The sequence below is a fragment of the Capnocytophaga sp. oral taxon 332 str. F0381 genome (assembly GCF_000318275.2).
Taxonomy (GTDB): domain Bacteria; phylum Bacteroidota; class Bacteroidia; order Flavobacteriales; family Flavobacteriaceae; genus Capnocytophaga; species Capnocytophaga bilenii.
The window spans coordinates 1-19,439 of the sequence record NZ_KB291319.1 but is presented as its reverse complement, the minus strand read 5'-3'; the positions used below and the strand labels follow the sequence as shown (position 1 = coordinate 19,439).

Annotated in this window: 19 protein-coding genes; 8 read left to right on the top strand and 11 right to left on the bottom strand. The window is 38.8% G+C overall.

Translation table 11 applies throughout. The features are described 5' to 3' along the window. Nucleotides 1–30: 30 nt before the first annotated feature. The 6 genes from infB to HMPREF9075_RS07725 all read right to left on the bottom strand — a co-directional run bounded on the left by infB (nt 31) and on the right by HMPREF9075_RS07725 (nt 6,599). Nucleotides 31–2,907 carry a translation initiation factor IF-2 gene (infB, locus tag HMPREF9075_RS07750; RefSeq protein ID WP_009415964.1) on the bottom strand — a complete coding sequence of 959 codons (2,877 nt, stop codon included), beginning with the start codon at nt 2,905–2,907 and terminating at the stop codon, nt 31–33. A 71-nt stretch (nt 2,908–2,978) separates the two neighbouring features. After that, nucleotides 2,979–4,214 carry a transcription termination factor NusA gene (nusA, locus tag HMPREF9075_RS07745; protein ID WP_009415963.1) on the bottom strand — a complete coding sequence of 412 codons (1,236 nt, stop codon included), beginning with the start codon at nt 4,212–4,214 and terminating at the stop codon, nt 2,979–2,981. A 17-nt stretch (nt 4,215–4,231) separates the two neighbouring features. Continuing rightward, nucleotides 4,232–4,696, bottom strand: coding sequence for a ribosome assembly cofactor RimP (rimP, locus tag HMPREF9075_RS07740; RefSeq protein WP_009415962.1), 465 nt, complete (start codon nt 4,694–4,696; stop codon nt 4,232–4,234). A 128-nt stretch (nt 4,697–4,824) separates the two neighbouring features. Next, complete coding sequence (locus HMPREF9075_RS07735) at nt 4,825–5,238, bottom strand: PIN domain-containing protein (RefSeq protein ID WP_009415961.1); 414 nt, start codon at nt 5,236–5,238, stop codon at nt 4,825–4,827. After that, on the bottom strand, nt 5,235–5,498 hold the full coding sequence (locus HMPREF9075_RS07730; RefSeq protein WP_009415960.1) for a DUF6364 family protein: 264 nt from the start codon (nt 5,496–5,498) through the stop codon (nt 5,235–5,237). Before HMPREF9075_RS07730 ends, HMPREF9075_RS07735 begins: the two co-directional genes overlap by 4 nt. Nucleotides 5,499–5,771: 273 nt before the next feature. After that, nucleotides 5,772–6,599: a universal stress protein gene (locus tag HMPREF9075_RS07725; protein ID WP_009415959.1), complete on the bottom strand. Its 828-nt coding sequence runs from the start codon at nt 6,597–6,599 to the stop codon at nt 5,772–5,774. Between the two features lie 302 nt (nt 6,600–6,901). Between HMPREF9075_RS07725 and HMPREF9075_RS07720 the strand changes: the two genes are divergently transcribed. The 8 genes from HMPREF9075_RS07720 to HMPREF9075_RS07685 all read left to right on the top strand — a co-directional run bounded on the left by HMPREF9075_RS07720 (nt 6,902) and on the right by HMPREF9075_RS07685 (nt 14,468). Beyond that, nucleotides 6,902–7,477 (top strand): Uma2 family endonuclease, encoded by a 576-nt coding sequence (locus tag HMPREF9075_RS07720; RefSeq protein ID WP_009415957.1) that lies wholly within the window; start codon nt 6,902–6,904, stop codon nt 7,475–7,477. Beyond that, nucleotides 7,477–9,333, top strand: coding sequence for an RNA-binding domain-containing protein (locus tag HMPREF9075_RS07715; RefSeq protein WP_009415956.1), 1,857 nt, complete (start codon nt 7,477–7,479; stop codon nt 9,331–9,333). Before HMPREF9075_RS07720 ends, HMPREF9075_RS07715 begins: the two co-directional genes overlap by 1 nt. 28 nt (nt 9,334–9,361) lie before the next feature. After that, nucleotides 9,362–9,886, top strand: a complete 525-nt coding sequence (locus tag HMPREF9075_RS07710) for a hypothetical protein (protein WP_009415955.1) — start codon at nt 9,362–9,364, stop codon at nt 9,884–9,886. Between the two features lie 24 nt (nt 9,887–9,910). Further along, a complete protein-coding gene (locus tag HMPREF9075_RS07705; RefSeq protein ID WP_009415954.1) occupies nt 9,911–10,696 on the top strand; it encodes an SDR family NAD(P)-dependent oxidoreductase in 786 nt (261 codons plus the stop codon). 100 nt (nt 10,697–10,796) lie between these two features. After that, the gene (locus HMPREF9075_RS07700; RefSeq protein WP_009415953.1) at nt 10,797–11,732 is read left to right on the top strand and encodes a hypothetical protein; all 936 of its coding nucleotides are present in this window, start codon (nt 10,797–10,799) and stop codon (nt 11,730–11,732) included. Between the two features lie 35 nt (nt 11,733–11,767). Then, nucleotides 11,768–12,760 carry an SMI1/KNR4 family protein gene (locus HMPREF9075_RS07695; RefSeq protein WP_009415952.1) on the top strand — a complete coding sequence of 331 codons (993 nt, stop codon included), beginning with the start codon at nt 11,768–11,770 and terminating at the stop codon, nt 12,758–12,760. Further along, entirely contained in the window at nt 12,753–13,769 is a 1,017-nt protein-coding gene (locus tag HMPREF9075_RS07690; protein WP_009415951.1) for an SMI1/KNR4 family protein, read from the top strand. Before HMPREF9075_RS07695 ends, HMPREF9075_RS07690 begins: the two co-directional genes overlap by 8 nt. 15 nt (nt 13,770–13,784) lie before the next feature. Next, nucleotides 13,785–14,468 (top strand): DUF6348 family protein, encoded by a 684-nt coding sequence (locus HMPREF9075_RS07685; protein WP_009415950.1) that lies wholly within the window; start codon nt 13,785–13,787, stop codon nt 14,466–14,468. An 8-nt stretch (nt 14,469–14,476) separates the two neighbouring features. Here HMPREF9075_RS07685 and sufD read toward each other — a convergent pair whose 3' ends face one another. Genes sufD through HMPREF9075_RS07660 form a run of 5 tightly spaced genes read right to left on the bottom strand, consistent with a single transcriptional unit; the run spans nt 14,477 to nt 19,260 of the window. Beyond that, nucleotides 14,477–15,778 carry a Fe-S cluster assembly protein SufD gene (gene sufD, locus HMPREF9075_RS07680; protein WP_009415949.1) on the bottom strand — a complete coding sequence of 434 codons (1,302 nt, stop codon included), beginning with the start codon at nt 15,776–15,778 and terminating at the stop codon, nt 14,477–14,479. 15 nt (nt 15,779–15,793) lie between these two features. Further along, a complete protein-coding gene (sufC, locus tag HMPREF9075_RS07675; RefSeq protein ID WP_009415948.1) occupies nt 15,794–16,531 on the bottom strand; it encodes a Fe-S cluster assembly ATPase SufC in 738 nt (245 codons plus the stop codon). 37 nt (nt 16,532–16,568) lie between these two features. Continuing rightward, entirely contained in the window at nt 16,569–17,156 is a 588-nt protein-coding gene (locus tag HMPREF9075_RS07670) for a Uma2 family endonuclease (RefSeq protein WP_009415947.1), read from the bottom strand. A 15-nt stretch (nt 17,157–17,171) separates the two neighbouring features. Further along, a complete protein-coding gene (locus HMPREF9075_RS07665) occupies nt 17,172–17,366 on the bottom strand; it encodes a hypothetical protein (protein WP_009415946.1) in 195 nt (64 codons plus the stop codon). Between the two features lie 31 nt (nt 17,367–17,397). After that, entirely contained in the window at nt 17,398–19,260 is a 1,863-nt protein-coding gene (locus HMPREF9075_RS07660; RefSeq protein WP_009415945.1) for a M1 family metallopeptidase, read from the bottom strand. Between the last annotated feature and the right edge of the window lie 179 nt (nt 19,261–19,439).

Genomic DNA, 19,439 nt, shown 5'->3' with positions numbered 1-19,439 from the left:
TTTAACTTTTTATATATAAAACTTTAACAATTAAAGCTTCTTTTTTACGGCTACTTCTTGGAAAGCTTCTATTACATCACCTTCGTGTATATCGTTGTAATTTTTCACTTGCAAACCACAATCGTAACCTTTGCTTACTTCTTTCACATCGTCTTTGAAACGTTTTAGTGAAGCCAGCTCGCCAGTATATACTACAACATTTTCACGCACTACACGCACTTTAGAGTTGCGGAATATTTTTCCGTCTGTTACCATACAGCCCGCAATAGTACCCACTTTGGCAATCTTGAACAGCTCGCGTATTTCAGCAGTACCAGTAACCTCTTCTTTGAATTCTGGTGAAAGCATACCTTCCATCGCATCTTTCAAATCGTTGATAGCATCGTAAATGATTGAGTAGGTGCGTATATCTATAGATTCTTTTTCTGCTAAAGCCCGTGCATTTGTCATTGGGCGTACGTTGAACCCTATGATAATCGCATCCGAAGCAGATGCCAACAACACATCCGATTCTGTGATCGCTCCCACCCCCTTGTGTATTATTGACACTTGTATTTCTTCGGTAGATAGCTTTTGGAATGAGTCGGTAAGTGCTTCTACTGAACCATCTACGTCTCCTTTTAGTATGATATTGAGCTGTTTGAAGTCGCCCAGCGCAATACGTCTGCCTATCTCATCAAGTGTAATGTGGCGCTGTGTACGTACCGATTGCTCTCGCTGTAGCTGAGCGCGCTTAGCTACTATTTGTTTAGCTTCTTTTTCATCTTCAAATACGTAGAACTTATCACCTGCTTGTGGCGCTCCATCCAAACCTAATATACTAATAGGTGTAGAAGGTCCTGCCTCTTGCACACGGCGCCCACGCTCATCTTGCATAGCTCGTATTTTACCAGTGCTAGTACCTGCCAACACATAATCGCCCACACGTAGCGTACCTGTTTCAACCAATACGGTAGATACATATCCCCTACCCTTATCAAGTGAAGCCTCTACTACTGTACCTATTGCAGGTTTTTTAGGGTTAGCTTTTAGTTCCAAGATTTCGGCTTCGAGCAATACCTTTTCTAAAAGTTCTTGTACACCGATACCTTTTTTGGCAGAAATATCTTGCGATTGTATTTTACCCCCCCACTCTTCTACCAAGAGGTTCATACCTGCAAGGTGTTCTTTTATTTTATCGGGGTTGGCATTAGGCTTATCTATTTTATTGATAGCAAACACAATAGGCACACCAGCAGCTTGAGCGTGGCTAATAGCCTCTTTGGTTTGTGGCATTACATCGTCATCGGCAGCTACCACAATAATAGCAATGTCGGTAACTTTGGTACCACGTGCACGCATCGCTGTAAAGGCTTCGTGTCCAGGAGTGTCAAGGAAAGTAATACGTTCGCCACTTTCTAATTTTACACTATAAGCTCCAATGTGCTGAGTGATACCACCACTTTCGCCAGCAATAACATTTTCTTTACGAATATAGTCAAGCAGTGAAGTTTTACCGTGGTCTACGTGTCCCATTACGGTTACTATAGGAGCACGAGGCACAAGGTCTTCAGGTTTATCTTCTTCTATATGGATAGCTTCTTCTATATTAGCTGTAGCAAATTCTACTTCAAAACCAAACTCGTCTGCTACTATACTTAGTGTTTCTGCATCCAAGCGTTGGTTCATCGTTACCATTATTCCCAGCGACATACAAGCACCTATGACCTTGTTGATAGGCACATCCATCATTGTAGCCAATTCGTTTACTGTTACGAACTCGGTAAGTTTCAGTACTTTTTCTTGTTGTTCTTGTTCTGCGAGTTCTTGTTCAGCTTTTTGACGGTGAATTTCGCGTTTTTCTTTTCGGTATTTAGCACCTTTAGATTTAGCATTTTTACCTTGTAGCCTTTCAAGGGTTTCGCGTACTTGTTTTTGAACCTCTTCTTCAGTAGGTTCTATTTTAGTAATAATTTTATTACCTTTCTTCTCTTTTTTAGTACCTACAGCAGTATCGGTACGCTTGCCATTAGCCCCAGTGATAGCAGCATTAGGTTCATCTTTACGGATACGTTTGCGTTTGCGTTTTTCACCTTCGGCAGCTTGTGCTCCAGCAATAGCAGCTTCTTTTTCTTTTTTACCGCTACCGCCTCGTTTTTTCTTGCGTTTTTTCTCAAATTGGCTCAAGTCAATCTTTTCACCCACTACTTTAGGACCCGTAAGTTTTTGGTACTGGGTTTCTATAACGCCTATAGGTTCTAATACTTCTAGTTCGTCTACCTCTTTGTGTTTAGGGGTTTCTTTTTTCTTTTTAGCTTGTTCGGCTACTTGCTGAACAAGTGGGTTTTGATAAACAGACGACTTGACTTTCTGCTGCATAGTATCCTTCTCTTTTTTCTTGTCTTTACTGTCGTGTTTTGAGTGTGGTTGTTGCATAGTGGCTTTTTCGGCTTCTTTAGTAAATTTTTCCTGAGGCGTAGCAGGTGCAGCGGTATTAGCAGGTTCTTGCGTAGTAACAAGTGTGTTTTCAGGAGTAACCTCTTGTGTAGCAGCAGGAGCTTGCGCAGGAGTAGTGGTTTCGGCATCAAGGTTTATTTTGCCTACGGTTTTTATTCCTGGCAAGCTACCTTTAGCTTTTATCACTTCCTGTTGCTGTTTGCGTTTTTCCTGTTGTTCTTTTTCTTGCTCCATACGAATAGCCTCGCGGTCTTTACGCTTATCCTCTATAATTTCTTTTGAGGCAGCCCGCTTGTTTTTATCAGCTTTAAATTTATGGTAAAGCAAGTTTATTATCTCGTCCGATACCTTCGCATTAGGATTCTCCTCTACCTCAATACCTTTTTCAGTTCTAAGGTATTCTACAGCAGTACTTACCGAGATATTTACTTCTTTTACTATTTTGCTTAATCTTGTTTTTCCCTCACTCATATTTTTTAGTCGTCAGTTTTTTTTATTTATATATGACGTTAGTTGTGTTAGCTGTGTGCTTTTATAGTTAATTATTCTTCAAACTCTGCTTTTAAGATACGCTGTACCTCGCTAATGGTTTCTTCTTCAAGATCGGTACGATTCATCAACTCTTCAGGTGTAAGTTCCAATACACTTTTTGCAGTGTCTAAGCCCGCTTTTTGCAGTTCTTCTATCACCCAGCTTTCTATTTCGTCATCAAATTCGGTAAGCTCTATATCTTCATCGGTAAGCCCTTCGCGGTATACATCTATTTCATAGCCCGTTAGCTGGCTTGCCAATCGTATGTTATACCCCGATTTACCTATAGCTTTAGAAACTTCTTCGTTGGCTAAAAACACATCCGCACGTTTTTCTTCTTCGTTAATGGTTACCGAATTCACGTGAGCAGGTGCTAAAGCACGAGTAATAAGCAGTTGTGTATTGTTAGTAAATGAAATTACATCTATATTTTCATTGCCAAGTTCGCGTACAATACCGTGAATACGACCGCCACGTACCCCAACGCACGCTCCTACCGCATCTATACGCTCGTCAATAGAATCTACAGCCACTTTGGCTTTTTCGCCTGGTACGCGCACTACCTTATTGATAGTGATAAGCCCTTCGGCAATTTCGGGTATTTCTTGTTCAAACAAACGCTCTAAAAATAAAGGCGAAGTACGCGACATTATAATAGTAGGCTTAGCACCTTTAAGCTCTACCGTTTCGATGATACCACGCACGTGTTCTCCTTTTTTGAAAAAGTCAGATGGTATTTGTTTTTCTTTAGGCAAAATGATTTCATTACCCTCATCGTCCAACAAGATAACCGCTTTGTGGCGAATGTGGTGTATTTCGGCTACGTGTATTTGCCCAATAATATCTTTAAAGCGTTGGTAAATATTCATACTATCGTACTCGTGTATTTTAGCTATCAAGTTTTGGCGAAGTGCCAAGATAGTACGTCTACCTAATTTATCAATTTTAATTTCTTCGGAAACGTCTTCACCCACTTCAAAATCGGGCTCTATTTTACGTGCTACCGAAAGGGCGATTTCTTTATTGTCATCGGTTACGTTATCGTCTTCTACTACTACACGATTACGAAAGATTTGCAAATCACCTTTATCGGGATTGATGATAATATCAAAATTATCATCAGAACCGTATTTCTTTTTCAAGGTATTGCGAAATACCTCTTCAAGGATCGCCATTAGGGTTTCACGATTGATTAATTTATCGCTCTTAAATTCTGAAAAGGAATCTATTAGTTCAAGACTATTCATATTTTTTTGACGTTCAATTAAAATTTAATAATTACTTTAGCTTCTTTTATATCTTGCAAGGCAAAATTATGTTCTTTTTTTACGGTTATTTTGCCTTTGCCTATGGGTTTGGGTTCGCGTGTCTCGGTTTCTATCACTACTATGCCATTGGTTTCACCTTTTAGGACACCTTCTTGCACTTTGCCATCGGTAGTGGTAATTTGCACAGTTCTGCCTACATTCTTTTGGTATTGTCGTGGTACTACAAAAGGTTCTTCGGCACCAAAGGAGGTTACTTCTAAAGAAAAATCAGTTTCTTCATCTATTTGTCCTTCAATAGCTCTGCTTATATTCACACAATCGTCTATGCCTACGCCGTTATCACCATCAATAATTACTTTGATAACGTTATCAGGGGTAATGTTTAGCTTGATAAGGAATAAGGCAGGATAGGGTTCTAACGCCTTATTTACCAATGCATTAATATCGTTTACGAGATTCATTTTCTATAAAAAGAGGGGACTTAAACGCCCCCTCACCTATTAATTATCGCTGCAAAGATACAACTTTTTTTTAGAATAACAATTTTTTGTAGGATTTTTTTGTTTTTTTGGAGTACATTGCTCCATCATTAGAAACGATAATCTACAAATTCTTTAGGTGTTAGTATTGAGATATCATCTACTTTAAAATCTTTTTGATTACGTGTAATAATAATTTTTAAGCTATTTTCTTTAGCTGTAAAATATTGAAATCCGTCTTCTAAATCCTTGAAATTAGACTGATGTGCTTTAAAGATAATATCTTTATAAAAAGGAAGTATCTCAGTAAGATTATATATTGTTTCTAAAATTTTTTTCACCTCTTCTTCTTTATAGGACTTCAACAACAAATAATTAATTGTTGCTATAGAAATAGATGATATATAGGTTTTTATACCTCGCTGCTCACAATATTGGAACAACCTATTAGCATCTTGATAAAATTTGCGCCTCGCCATTACCAAATCTAATAAAATGTTGGTATCAATAAATATTCTTTTCATCCTAATGCAAAATATTTTTCTTCAATATAGTCAGCACATTCTTTTTTCACTTCTTCATCGGTTAGTTCTGGTAATATTCCGCTAATATTCTCTAAAAGAGTTGTAATATCTCTATTTTTTCTTTCTTTACCAAAAAGCTCTTCTTGAATATATAAACTTTTGAGTTGTTTTTCTATATATTCAGTAAGGTTTATCTCATTTTCTTCAGCATAACGTTGTGCTTTTTCCAGAATTGTAGGGTTTATTGTTATTTTATTCATTGCTTATTAGTTTTTAGAGAATTAATCATAATAAAGGCTGCCTACAAAAGCAAGCAACCTTTATTTTTTACTGTTAAAATTTTGCTAAATTCATTAGCATCACCTACTTTTGCAGCACCTTTGAACGCCAAAGGTGCCTATGCAAAACGGGCAGGTGCTGGCGCTCCTTGCTGCCTTCTCTTTTTTTATCGGTGCAAAGATACAAAATAAATATCAATATTTAATGATTAATATCTATTTTTTTTAATTAACGAATTAGCACATCGCCATCCCTTACTTTTCAAGCTTTATGGTAAGCACAGGAGTATCGGAGTGGTTTACCAAATCACTACTGATACTACCATTGAAAAAATGAGCAATACCTTTGCGCCCATTAGGGAACATACAAATAAGATCCACTTTGTGTTCTTTGACAAAGTTCAGTATCCCAGTTTCTACTCGTATATCGTTATAAACGTGTGTTTCAAACTTTTTGAGTGAGCCTTTTTGTTCTTTCAAAAATTCGTGCATACGTTTATTGATTTCTGTAGTGGTGAGGAACTGATAGGGGGTATTTACATACACCAAATCTATTTTAGCATTGAATATTTTGGCAAGTTTTACGGCTTTTTCAAAAGGTTTTGCAAAGCGTTTAGAAAAGTCGCAGCCAAACATTATTTGCTTAATTTTGAGCTTTTCGTGAGGATTTTTAATCACCAAAACGGGCACTGAAGCCGAGCGTACTACTTTTTCGGCATTAGAACCTATAAAGAGTTCTTTAGCTCCTGAAGCTCCGTTAGAGCCCATAAACACAAGGTCTATTTTGTGTTTTTCAATCACTTCGTTCACGGCATCGGGTAGTGATGATGTTTCTACAAGGTCTATGATTTCTACATCTGTATCGAGCTCTTTGTGAAGTTCTTCAAAGCGTTGCTTGGTAAGCGTCAAGAAATAGAGCGTTTCTGGCAAGGAAGCCTGACTGTTGGTCATCAAGCGCACGGGCAACTCGATAGCGTGCAACAAGTATATTTTGGCTTTGTGCTGCTTTGCTAATCCTATCGCTACGTGTAGTGATGCGATAGATTTTTCAGAGAAATCGGTAGTTACAAGAATGTTTTTCATAAGGTTATATATTTAAGTTAATTATTATTTATTAATTCTAAATTCAGAATTTTCTTTTTGACGATGTAAAGGTACAAATATTTTTTGAATAAACAATTTTTTTCTACTATTTTTTTTATTTTTTGCTTATCTTCTGCTTATCTTCCGCTTATCCTTCGTCACATACTCGGCTGTGCCAGCTCACCGACTTTCCTTCGCTTATCCTTCGCTCAAGGTTCGCTTTGGTTGATTTTTCATTTTTTCAATTGGCTAATTGATAAATTATTTTTATCTTTGTGTCCTAATTACTTGTTTTTAAAACTATGGAGATTACGCATATCAGTCAGTTAGACCCTTTAGGTAGTTATACCTATGCGGATTATTTGCTATGGAAACTCAAAGAGAAAATACAGCTCTTTAAAGGAAAAATCTTTGCAATGAGTCCTGCACCAACAAGGTTTCATCAAGAAGTTTCTACGAATCTCAACGCCCTACTAATTCCTTTTTTTAAAGAACAACAATGCAAGATTTATTCTGCTCCATTTGATGTGTTTTTTAAGAGTGCTGACGGCAAAGAGTCGGTAGTGCAGCCTGATATTTGTGTGATATGTGACCGCCAGAAACTCACCTCACGAGGCTGTGAAGGGGCTCCTAATCTTATCATTGAAATTCTTTCAAGAGGCTCTCAAAACAACGATACCAAACTGAAGTTTGACCTTTACCAAGAGCAAGGGGTGCCTGAATATTGGGTAGTAGATCCTTACCATAAAACGGTGCAAATTTATCTGTACCGCGAAGGCAACTATATTGCGCTTTCGCCTATTTTAGAAAACGATGAGGTGCAATCGGTGAGTTATCCTGCCTTGCGCTTTCCTGCAAACAAAATTTTTGAAGAATAATGAACAACACCTCCTCCCCTACTTTCCTTGATTTTGATGATGAAAATAGCATTTGTTCTTTGATAGACAGTGCTTTTCTGCCTAAGGAAAGTTATGAAATTGAATACAAATCGGCTAAGGAAGGTTTTCCAATGAAAGAATTTTGGAAGACTTATTCGGCTTTTGCCAATACTCATACGGGCTTTATCATTCTTGGTATAAAAGAAAAAAAAGACGGCTTACTTATTGAAGGTCTTACCGATGAAGCTATTGAAAGTTACCAAAAAACTTTCTGGAATAACTGCAACAATCCTAACACCATTAACACCAATCTTCTGAGCAATAGTGATGTACGCACCTTACAAATTGCTGGTAAGAAGGTATTAGTATTCAAAGTGCCCTTTGCTACGAGAACACAACGACCTATATATTTAACTCCCAATCCTTTTGGGAATACTTACAAACGGAATAATGAGGGTGATTATCATTGTACAGATGATGAAGTGCGGCAAATGATAGCTGATGCTACAGGTGAGCTGAGGCGTGATAGCCTTATTTTAGAATGTTTTACCACTGAGGATTTTGACCCTACTTCTGTGAGACAATTCAGACAGTTATTTTCTGTTTTCAATGCTTCGCATCCTTGGAATGCTCTCAGCGATATAGAACTTTTTACTAAAATAGGGGCTTATCGCAAGGATAGAAAAACAGGTAAAGAGGGTATTACTTTGGCAGGATTGCTAATGTTTGGCAAAGGAGATAGCCTTAACCAACAAGAGGCACTTCCTAATTTCTTTCCTGAATATCGGGAACATCTCTCTGAGGCTATTCGTTGGACAGATAGAATATACCCCGATGGTACTTGGGAGCACAATCTTTTGCAGTTTTACCTAAGAGTACTTCCTAAAATCACTTCAGTACTTCCTAAACCATTCCATTTAGAAAAAGACACTCGTATAGAAGAAACCTCTGCACATATAGCACTGCGTGAGGCTTTTGTAAATGCTTTAGTACACACTGATTATTCACAAAGTGGCAATATTATTGTAACTCTTGAAAAACAACAATTTGTAATTTCTAACCCTGGTACTCTTTTAGTATCACTGGACCAATATTACGAAGGGGGTATCAGTGAATGCAGAAATCCTTCTTTACAAAAGATGTTTATGCTTATTGGTAGAGCAGAAAAATCAGGTAGTGGGGTAGATAAAATTATGAGAGGCTGGGATGATTTGCATTGGAGTAAACCTTACTTAAAATTAGAGGAGCAACCTAATAGAGTAAAACTCATTTTGCCAATGTTTCACATATTGCCAGAACAAGTAATGGCAAATCTTCAGGAGCAGTTTCCTACCATAGGAGAGCTAACTACCAATGAGCTAACAGCACTTACTTTTTGTAGTGTAGAAGGCTGTATTTCAAACAATAGATTGCAATATATACTTAAATTACACCCTACTGACATAACCTACTTGTTAAAAGGATTGGTAGAGAGAGGTTATTTAGAAAGTGATAACAAACGCCGTTGGGCTAATTACCATATCAAAGGAAAAAAGGTTGCAACCTCAAGCCAAAAGGTTGACACCTCTAAGACCAAAAAGGTTGACACCTCAAGCCAAAAGGTTGACACCTCTAACCTTACAAAGAGAATTAGTAAGGGTGGTTTAGAGTTTCTTATAATGGATATTTGTAATGAAAAATACGTAAAGATGGAGGTTATTGCAGAACAAGTAGAACGGTCATTAGACTATCTAAAAAACAAGATTTTTCCAAATATGGTAAAACAAGGAAAGTTAGAGAAAAAATACCCACTAAACCCCAACCACCCTGAACAAGCCTATAAAACAACTGATATATATACAAAGAAAAATCACTAACTTTTAACTATATAAAATTAATAAACTAATGAAAACACTAAGAAAAGTACTTCGCCCTGATTTTGCGACAGCGGAAAAGCTGTACCCTTTAGTTTTAGACCGCTTGATTAAGTACGAAACCTTTTGCGATGCTCAAAGTGAAGATACTCCCGAAGAAGTATTTGATAAAGAATATAAAGCAATGGAGCAATACCTCAGCGAACTCACTGGTAAAGACCTTTCCGATACTTGGCTATGGGAATGGTGGGAGTGTAATGGTATTGAGGCTTTTGCTTTTGATTTGGCAATGCCCGACCCTGTAAAACACAACAACCTCACTCGTGAAGATATCGCTGCTTTTGTACGTATCATCATAGACTGTGAATTTGAGTGCGAAAACGACTTTCAAAGGAAGTTTATGATGGATATGTTCTACGCGCATCAGTACTTTTATAAGTTTTTAGCACTGAACTGTCCGCATTTCGACCCTACTGTGCTCAATACCACAGAGTATAAAAATGGTAAGTATCTCCAACCTACTGTGGAGGAGGTAATGAAGAAAATATGGAAATAACCTAACACTTAAATATCTAAACAAATGGAACTAAATCGTATTAAAGGAAAAATTGCTTTTATCTCGGGTGCCAGTAGTGGGATAGGTAAAGCAGTAGCCGAAAAATTGGCTCAAATGGGGGCAAACCTTATTCTATGTGCACGAAGAGCAGATGTTTTAGCTGAACTGAAAGCTAAAATAGAAAAAGAACACGCTGTGGAGGTCATCACCTTAGCTTTTGACGTGAGAAACTACCAAGAGGTGGCGAAAAATATTCAGTTTTTACCTGAAAAATGGCGACAAATTGATATGCTCATCAACAATGCGGGTTTGGCAATAGGATTGCAACACCTCCACACCTACGCCGCAGAAGATATAGACCAGATGGTTGATACCAACATTAAAGGGTTTACTTATATCGCTAATAGTGTGATTCCGCTGATGCTCGCCACTGGCAAGGTGGGAACGATCGTGAATGTAGGGTCGGTAGCGGGGGAAATAGCCTACCCCAATGGCAGTATCTATTGTGCGACCAAGTTTGCCGTAAGAGCCCTCAGCGATGCAATGCGCATAGAGCTAATGGACAAAAACATAAAGGTAACGAACGTAAAACCAGGACTGGTAGAAACTAATTTCAGCAAGGTGCGTTTCAAAGGCGACCAGCAGAAAGCGGATAATGTGTACAAAGGCATTACGCCCTTATATGCCGAAGATATTGCCGACACTATCGCCTACATCGTCAATCTGCCTGACAAAATTCAAATTACTGATATTACTGTCACTCCGCTGCATCAAGCAGATGCTATTCACGTTCACAAATTGACAAATTAGTCAATTTAGCAAAGTTGATTGCTCTGATAATTAATTATTTTTTGGATTATGTTACAACAAAAAACATTATCTTTATTCCCTAATTTAATAAAAAAACGTTATGAAGAAACTGTTAATCTTAGGAAGTCTTGCTGTCATTGGAGTTGCTTGTTGCAAAAATGATGATGACAACAATAATAAAAACAACATCCCTGACCCGTGGGAAGAAAAGATTATATTACCTAAAAAGTACATCATAGAATATTCAGCAGATAGTTCCACCGAAATGGTTTACACCGTAGAGGATGGTTTTATCAAAGATGCAAAAGAGTACGAAATTTCTGGATCAGAACGAAAGGAGGTCAAACATTTGATGATTACCCCCCTAAAAGGTAAAAAGCTTCCTGCCAGAATAGATATTGATAAAGATGGTATCGCTCAAGAAGTTGTAGAATTCAGCTTCAACGACCAAGACCAAGTTACTGAAATTAAAAAAAGTGAATTAGGAAAGTTTTCTATGTCTATTACTTTTGAATACAAAGATGGGAAGCTAAGTAAATTTGCCCCTATCCCTTCAGCAGTTTACAATCTTACCTACCCAGACGCCCATACTGTGGTGGCAACGGGAGATTCTGGATACGACACATATACTTATACTTTTAGTCCAGAAGGCAACTTGATAAAGAAAGTGTACGATAATCTCACAAATGGAGTAGTTTCTTTTAGAAAGACCTATCTATATGAATATGACTTACAGAAGAAAAACCCGAAGAGAAACCTGCAAATACAACTTATCGCGTTAGCAAACACTCCTTTAGAAAATTACACCTTTTATGAGCTTTATGAAGCCACTAATAGCAAAAACCTTGTAGTGAAAGTATTCGAACGAACCCAACAACTAAAAGACTCTGACAATCCCAACTTAGGACTTACTACAGGTAACCCATACTTAAGTACAGAATATAAAAATGAAGCTAATAATCCGCAAAGTTACGCTACTAAAATTACCAAAGTGATAGATGGGTATGACGGTACTATTGAGAAATATGAGTACTAATAAAGAGAAGTATTAAAATTCACTAATTTCCTCTTATGTTAAGAACCTTAGAACAACAATACCAATTTCAATATCCTAAACTATATCATCGGCTTTATGCTGAGCAAATGCTCGATATAGGCGAATATACTTCACTTTGGAGTAAAGAAGTATATCCCCGCTTGAAAAATCACCCTCCACTCTTTTTGTACAGCGGTGATTTTGAGTTGATTCCACTTGCTAATATTGCCAAAACTATCGAAGAACTCAACGGCGAGGACAGTTGGTTCAGTATCAACCCCGATTACCTTTTTATTCCATTCGGACAAACGGGCGGCGGTGATTATTATTGCTTTTTGTACGACCAAAACGCTCCTAAACCTACTCCTCCTATTGCCTTGTTACAACACGACTCGGACGAGGCTGAGCTATTGGCAAACACCCTCGAAGACTTCTTTTTCTATGAGATGCTCAACTCGGTAAACGATATATATGAAGGATCGCTCGTACGCAGTGAAGGTGATTTCTACGAAAATATTACCCGCCTACTACAAAGCCACCTGCCTTATATAACCAACGAAGCGCAACGGCAAGTAATACAAGAAGTTTACAGCCGGAAACTCACCAATTTCACACGTGTGTTGCCACATTCTACCCAAACCTATCAAGGATTATTATCTGATGAAGAATTGGAGCAACTTCTGCAGCAACATATCCCCATAGCAGGCGAAAAGACCTTTGTGTATACAACTGAAAATGAGGTAGAAAGCACCCCTCCGCGATATATAGACGGAACGCTATATGTACGAGTAAGTCCTATCCCTGTCAAAAACGACAAAGTGTATGATGCCCTCAAAGCCCTGAATTGGCGACAAAACAAAGCCGTTACCGATCGCTTAGAGTACAGCAAGAAAATGCAATTGTATTACAACGACCAGTATGGCGTTCCGTGGGAAGAGTATATTTTAGGCGCTTTCAAAGAGCGTATTGAGGCGCTGAAGCAATTCCCCAATGTAACCGTAATTTTTGAACAAGTAAACAATGACTAAACAAGAAAAAGATTTCAGCGACCTCTCTCAAAAACTCCTCACCACTACCGATGGTAGTGAGTATCACGAATTGGTAAGAAAAATAGTGAAGAAGTACGGCGAGAAGATGCATCGGGAGACCTTACAAACCTTAGCACAAGCAGTAAAAGAAAGCAAAATTACCCACGCTCGCAACTTTGTAATCGCACGTATCTCGGAACTTGTAACCGAAAACGACACTGAGTTTGCGCCTTTCTTCTACGAAATGATAAACAAAGGTTTACCCTATTGGGCTTTTAGCGGACTGCTGAAAGTAGAAGGCGACAAGTGCTATCCTTTTTTGGTAGACTACTTGCAAAAGGAAGATAGTAAAGAGAATAAAGGGAGCGCTATCATTGCCTTAGCCGAGCATAGCGGACAACCTTTTAATAACGATTTGCCCTCTGACCCTGCTTATTGGAAAACCCTACCTATGGAAAAAGTACTTGAATGGCAGGCACAAGGTTATCCAAAAAAACAAGCTCAAAACGAGTTTCCTTTTTTGATACAAAATCCACAAACCAACTTAGAAAAAATAATGGCTAAAATAGAGCAGGTTTTAGCAAAAGAGAGAGATTTTTGGCACGTAAAATCATATCAATATAACCGCACTATTTTGGAAGTACCCAAAAAGCAAGTTATCGAGGAGATTAAAACACGTTGGCAGCTGCCTGCGGTCTATCTCACTTTCTTAGAACGCTTTTCGCCTGCCGAGGATGCTTTCCTCAAAGACATCAATCTGTATGGTGCTAATACTTTAATAGCGCATCAATGCGGTTATGCTTTTAGTAGCCCCAATGATGAGCTCTTTCCCGATTGGAAAGCCCATTGGCTCGTAATCGCTGATAAAGATGCCGATCCTTATATACTCGACCTTTCTAAAAGTGACGGAAATGAAGCTCCCATCTACAAAGCATCCCACGGTGCAGGTCAGTGGAAATGGCGTAAAGTATCGGGAACTTTCTTAGAATTTTTAGAAAAACTAAGCTAATAAAATTTAGATATTATGGAAGAAATAATCCTTTTAGAACTTTCTAAACAGATAAGAGATCAAGGGTATGACGCTACTCCTGATTTGCCTAATCTTATGATACGAATAGGCGACAAAATGCGTATTGAGCTCGAGCCTATTCCCATCACCTCTGACATTCATAAAAGTGTGTTGCCAATGCATATAGGTACTTATTTAGAAGATGGATTTTTTCCACAAGGAATTTTGGATAATATAGCAGGTTTTGGTGATACTGATGAAGAAAAAATAGATTCATTCATAGAAAATTACCTCTCCACTACATTCCAAACCATCATCAATAGTTTGAGTTGTCTTTTTGATAAAGGTTGCGACATTTATCGGGACAATTATCATTGGCATACCTCTATAGGCAAACTATATTTGTTAGGAAAATGGCAAACGCCTCGCAATGAAAGAGATTTCTATAACCTTTTAATAGATATTTTACCTCAAAATTTCACTACAAAATACCGTATCCAGTCACTGAAATGTTTTGTAGCACGCACAAAAGGCGGATATGTAGCCGAATGTTTATTAAACAATGAAGATTGGCTCGAAGGAGCAGAACGTCTGCGACAATACGCCCAAGTTTGGCAAGACAATGCTTCATTTCTATCTATAAAACAACTATTAATATTCCGCCTTTGTGACGCAATACATAATGAACCTATATCATAATGAACCTTTTAAAAATCTACTGTTACACCTAATTTTTCAGCAATAATAGCATTGATATAAGCTGAAAGTGCAGGTATCTTTACACTCTCCAATACGGTATTAGCAAAAGCATAGGTAAGCAAAGCTGAGGCTTCTTTTTTGCCTATGCCACGTGATTGCAGATAAAACAATGAATCATCACTAAGCGAACCTACTGTACAGCCGTGCGAACACTTCACATCATCAGCAAAAATCTCTAACTGTGGCTTGGTGTATACTGTTGCCTTATCGGATAGTAATATATTGTCGTTCTGCTGATAAGCATTCGTTTTCTGGGCGATTTGCTCTACCATTATCTTACCATTGAACACATTGGTCGCTTCATCATTTACGATACTTTTATAGTCCTGATGACTCTCGCAATTGGGGTGAGCGTGGTTCACCAGCGTATAATGGTCGGTGTGTTGTGAGCCTTTAAGAATGCTCAAACCTTTGAGGGTTGATTCTAAATACTCGCCTTGGTGATAGAAATTGAGATTGTTACGAGTGAGTGTACCGCCAAACGAGAAAGTATGCACACTGGCGTGGCTGTTAGCTTCTTGCGAAATATAAGTATTATCAATGAGCGAAGCCGTCAGGCGGTCGTTTTGCAATTTGTAATAGTCAAGGAAAGCGTCTTTGGCTACAAACACTTCAGTAACAGCATTGGTAAGGATAGCCGTAGCGGTATTTGATACATTTTGGTGTATTTCAATAACTTTGAGTTGTGCATTTTCGCCCACTGCAATAATATTGCGCGGCTGGTAGCAAGTAGTTTCTGCTCCGTCGTTAAAATACAGCAGCTGTATAGGTTTATCTACCACTTTCCCTTTGGGCACTTCTATATATACCCCCTCTGAGGCAAAAGCAGTGTTGAGGGCTGTAAATACATCGCCTTTTTCGGTATTGGTATTGAAGTATTTTTTGATAAACGCTTCACCGCCTTTGTGTAGTGCCTCCAATAAAGGTGTAACAGTAACACCTGCAATTGCTTTGCTGGACATTTCGGGGCTGTAATAGCCGTTTACAAACACGAGCAAATAACAATCTGCAATGGCGTACTTATGTAACACTTCGGGCGAAAGAGTTGTTTTATTGTGAATAGGCTGCCATAAGCTGTAATCAGTAGCTTGAAGGTTGGAGAGTGAAGTGTATTTCCACGCTTCTACTTTCTTATGAGGGAAGCCTTTTTCGGCAAAGAAACTAAGGGCTTCTTTGCGAATATCTTTTAATATATCATCTTTATGAGGGAAAGCCTCAAATGAAGCCACCCATTTTTCTTTTAAATCCATAGTTTAATTTGCTAATTATTTCAGCCAATCATAGCCTTTTGCTTCCAATTCTAAGGCGAGATTTTTATCGCCTGTTTTTACGATTTTACCATCGGAAAGCACGTGTACATAGTCAGGCACAATATAGTCTAAAAGGCGTTGGTAGTGAGTAATGACAAGCACAGCGTTGTTTTCGTTTTTGAGTTTGTTTACGCCATTAGCGACAATGCGCAGCGCATCAATGTCGAGACCAGAATCGGTTTCGTCAAGAATAGCAACTTTAGGTTCTAGCATTGCCATTTGGAAGATTTCGTTGCGTTTCTTCTCTCCTCCCGAAAACCCTTGATTGAGAGATCGCGACAAAAAGTCGGGATTGATTTCTAAAAGGGCTGCTTTTTCGCGTATTTTTTTGAGCAGCTCGGCAGCAGGCATATCAGGAAGCCCTTGAGCCTTACGACTCTCGTTGATAGCTGTTTTGATAAAGTTGGTTACCGAAATACCAGGAATTTCCACAGGATATTGAAAAGACATAAAGATACCTTTATGAGCGCGCTCTTCAGGAGCATCTTCTAACAGACTTTCGCCATTGAGGAGAATATCGCCCTCTGTTACCTCAAAATTTTCATTACCAGCAACCACTGAAGAGAGCGTTGATTTGCCCGCTCCATTAGGTCCCATTATAGCGTGTACTTCACCTGCCTTTATTTCTAAGTCAATCCCCTTAAGGATTTCTTTGCCGTCCACACCAGCGTGGAGATTTTTTATTATTAACATCGTTATTTATTTTATAATTTATTGAACTGTTATTTTTTTAGTTATTGCTGAAAATATCATCGGTGTGTATGCTAAGAGAGGGAAATTTTTGTGAGGGGATATTGCCTTCTACTATATTGATAGGGTTTAGGTATTTTCCGTCTTTTAGTATGTATACCAATACGTTCTGATGGTCGGGGTCTATGATCCAATATTCGGGCACTTGGGCTTCCTCATAGAGGGCGTATTTGTATTTCATTTCCTTTTTAGAGTTGCCAGGTGAAAGGATTTCAACCACTAAGTCGGGGGCACCGTCACAACCACGTTTATCAATCTTTTCAGGGTCGCATACCACACAAATATCAGGCTGCACTACCGTATAAATGTTCTTATCGTCTTGTGATTCTTTAAGCAGACGTACATCAAAAGGAGCGTGGAACACCTTACAATCTTTTCCTTTGAAAAACTGATAGAGTTCCCCTGCCAATCGCATTGATATTTCTTGGTGAAGTGCCGATGGGGCAGACATCTTAAAGAGCTTCCCTTTAAAGAGTTCTACCCGCTCTTTAAACTTCCACAACAGATAATCAGCATACGAATACACCCCATACAGAGGGTCTAACTGGTTGATATTAGTGATTTCCATACGTCATTGTTTATTTTAGGTTCTCTCATCTGTTTTCATTTCGTCAAAAATAGCGTTATATACCACATCTATTCCTTCACACAATCCCCATTCCAAGCCTTTTTGCGCTTTTTGAAGCTCTTCGTAAGTAAGTCTTCTGCCTAATTTTTCTTCAGCCCAATATTGTACATCACCTACGGTTATGAGAAACAATGGTTTATCTTCTTCCATAAACTCTTATTTAAGTCGCAAAGGTCGGATATTATTTTGAATTATACAAATTATTATCCTTGTTCATATCTATACTCCTATTTTTAGGATCTATAATAATGCTTTTTATGTCGGTTAGTGGCATATCGAGTGTGAAAGTGTATGTAGGGTTTCCCCAGCCCCAAGCGGGCAACACTGTACGCTCATAAGCTGGATAAACGTTAGGCTTTTCGGCATAAGTCATTCGCAAAGGTATGTATATATAGCGCACCTTACCTGCCTTGTCGGTTACCCATATATCCACAGGCAAGGGAAGTCTATCTAAGCGTTTTAGCGTTACTTCGGTTTTGTTGTTTTTGCTTTCTACCTTGTCAATGGCATAGTCGGCGGTGTGGTTTGTTTCCATAAATTCGTTGAGGAACCACTGCAATTGCATTCCCGATACTTTTTCAGCTATACGTATAAAGTCGTTGGGAGTAGGATTTTTGAAAGCATATTCTTTATAATAGCGTTTAAGGGTTTTTATCAGTGCTTCATTACCCATAATATAATCTAACTGGGTGAGGAATAGCAAGCCTTTATAGTAAGCAGTAGCGGTATAGCCGCGATTGGTAGCAAAGCGATCGGAGTGGGTAATGGTGGGCTCGTGCAATCCCATTTTTACCATTCTAAAGAAGCCTTCGTAAGCATCTTCAAAAGGGTCATCGCTTTGGTTCAAATTCAAAACATAGTGTTCGGCAAGATATTCTATATAAGAAGTAAAGCCTTCGTCCATCCAAGGATAAGCTGCCTCATCGGTAGCAAGTAGGTGCTGAAACCAAGCGTGAGCGAGTTCGTGTGCAGCAGTGCCTACTAAACGTTCGTACTTTTCGTTACCTACCATAAGGGTACACATAGCGTATTCCATACCACCGTCTCCGCCTTGTATAAACGAATACTGAGGCCAAGGGTATTTACCTACAAGTTGATTGTAGTAAGCGAATACCTGCAACATAGGCTGTTGTATTTTTTTCCACGTATCTTGGTATTTTTTATAGATGAAGTGAATCGTTTTGCCGTCAGCCAATTGATGCTTGTCGTGTACATACTCGGGGTCGGCAGCCCACGTAAAATCGTGTACGCGCTCTGCGATGAAGTGCCACGTTTTGGTAGGCGATTTAGTAGCAGGCACTTTTACTCCCTTATCTTCATAGCCAAAGCCTATTTCGTTAGGATTTTGCAATACGCCTGAAGCACCTACAAGGTAGGTTTTATCAAGGGTGATTTTTACATCAAAATTACCCCATACGCCGTAAAATTCACGTCCTAAATATTCGGTAGTGTGCCAACCTTTGTGGTCGTAAGCTACCATTTTGGGGTACCATTGTGCCATAGAAAGCGCTACCCCATCAGGACTATTGCGCCCTGCACGGCGTATCATCACCGGTAGCTGACCTTCAAAGTTTAAGTTGAGAACTATTTTGCTATGAGGCAATATAGGGGTAGGAAGTATTACTTTCAGGATTGTACTTTCGTGCGAAAAAGTAGCGTTTTTGCCGTCTTGTGTAAGCGATTTAATGCGCAGGTAGCCCATCTCATCGGGGGCAAGTTTGGCAATTCTACTTTCATATACCGGCTGCTGACGTGTTCCTTTGTTAATTGTCATACGGCTATCGGGGTCGGGTAGGTTTTGCAGGTTAGTGTCCATTTCGCTATTGGGTTGGAACGCATTGTAATAAAGGTGAAAAAATACGGTAGAGAGCGTATCGGGGGAATTATTAGTATATGTAAGTTTTTGCACACCCTTGTACTGAAAGTTTTTGACGTTCATTGTTACATCCATTTGGTAATCAGCCTGTTGTTGCCAAGCATTGTCTTGAGCAAAAATGCCGATAGACCAAGCGAAAGCACAGAGTGTAAGGATAGATTTTTTCATTATATTTCTTATATTAATTACATTCAGGGTGCAAAGATACAAAAAAAAGTCGTTAGTCGTTAGTGTTTAGTACGCCAATTCACCCTCACGCCTAAGCGATAGATAAGGGGAAGGTAAGGGGAAGGTAAGGGGAAGATAAGGGGAAGTGTCACGTCCTAAAAAAGGTTTACAGTTATCTT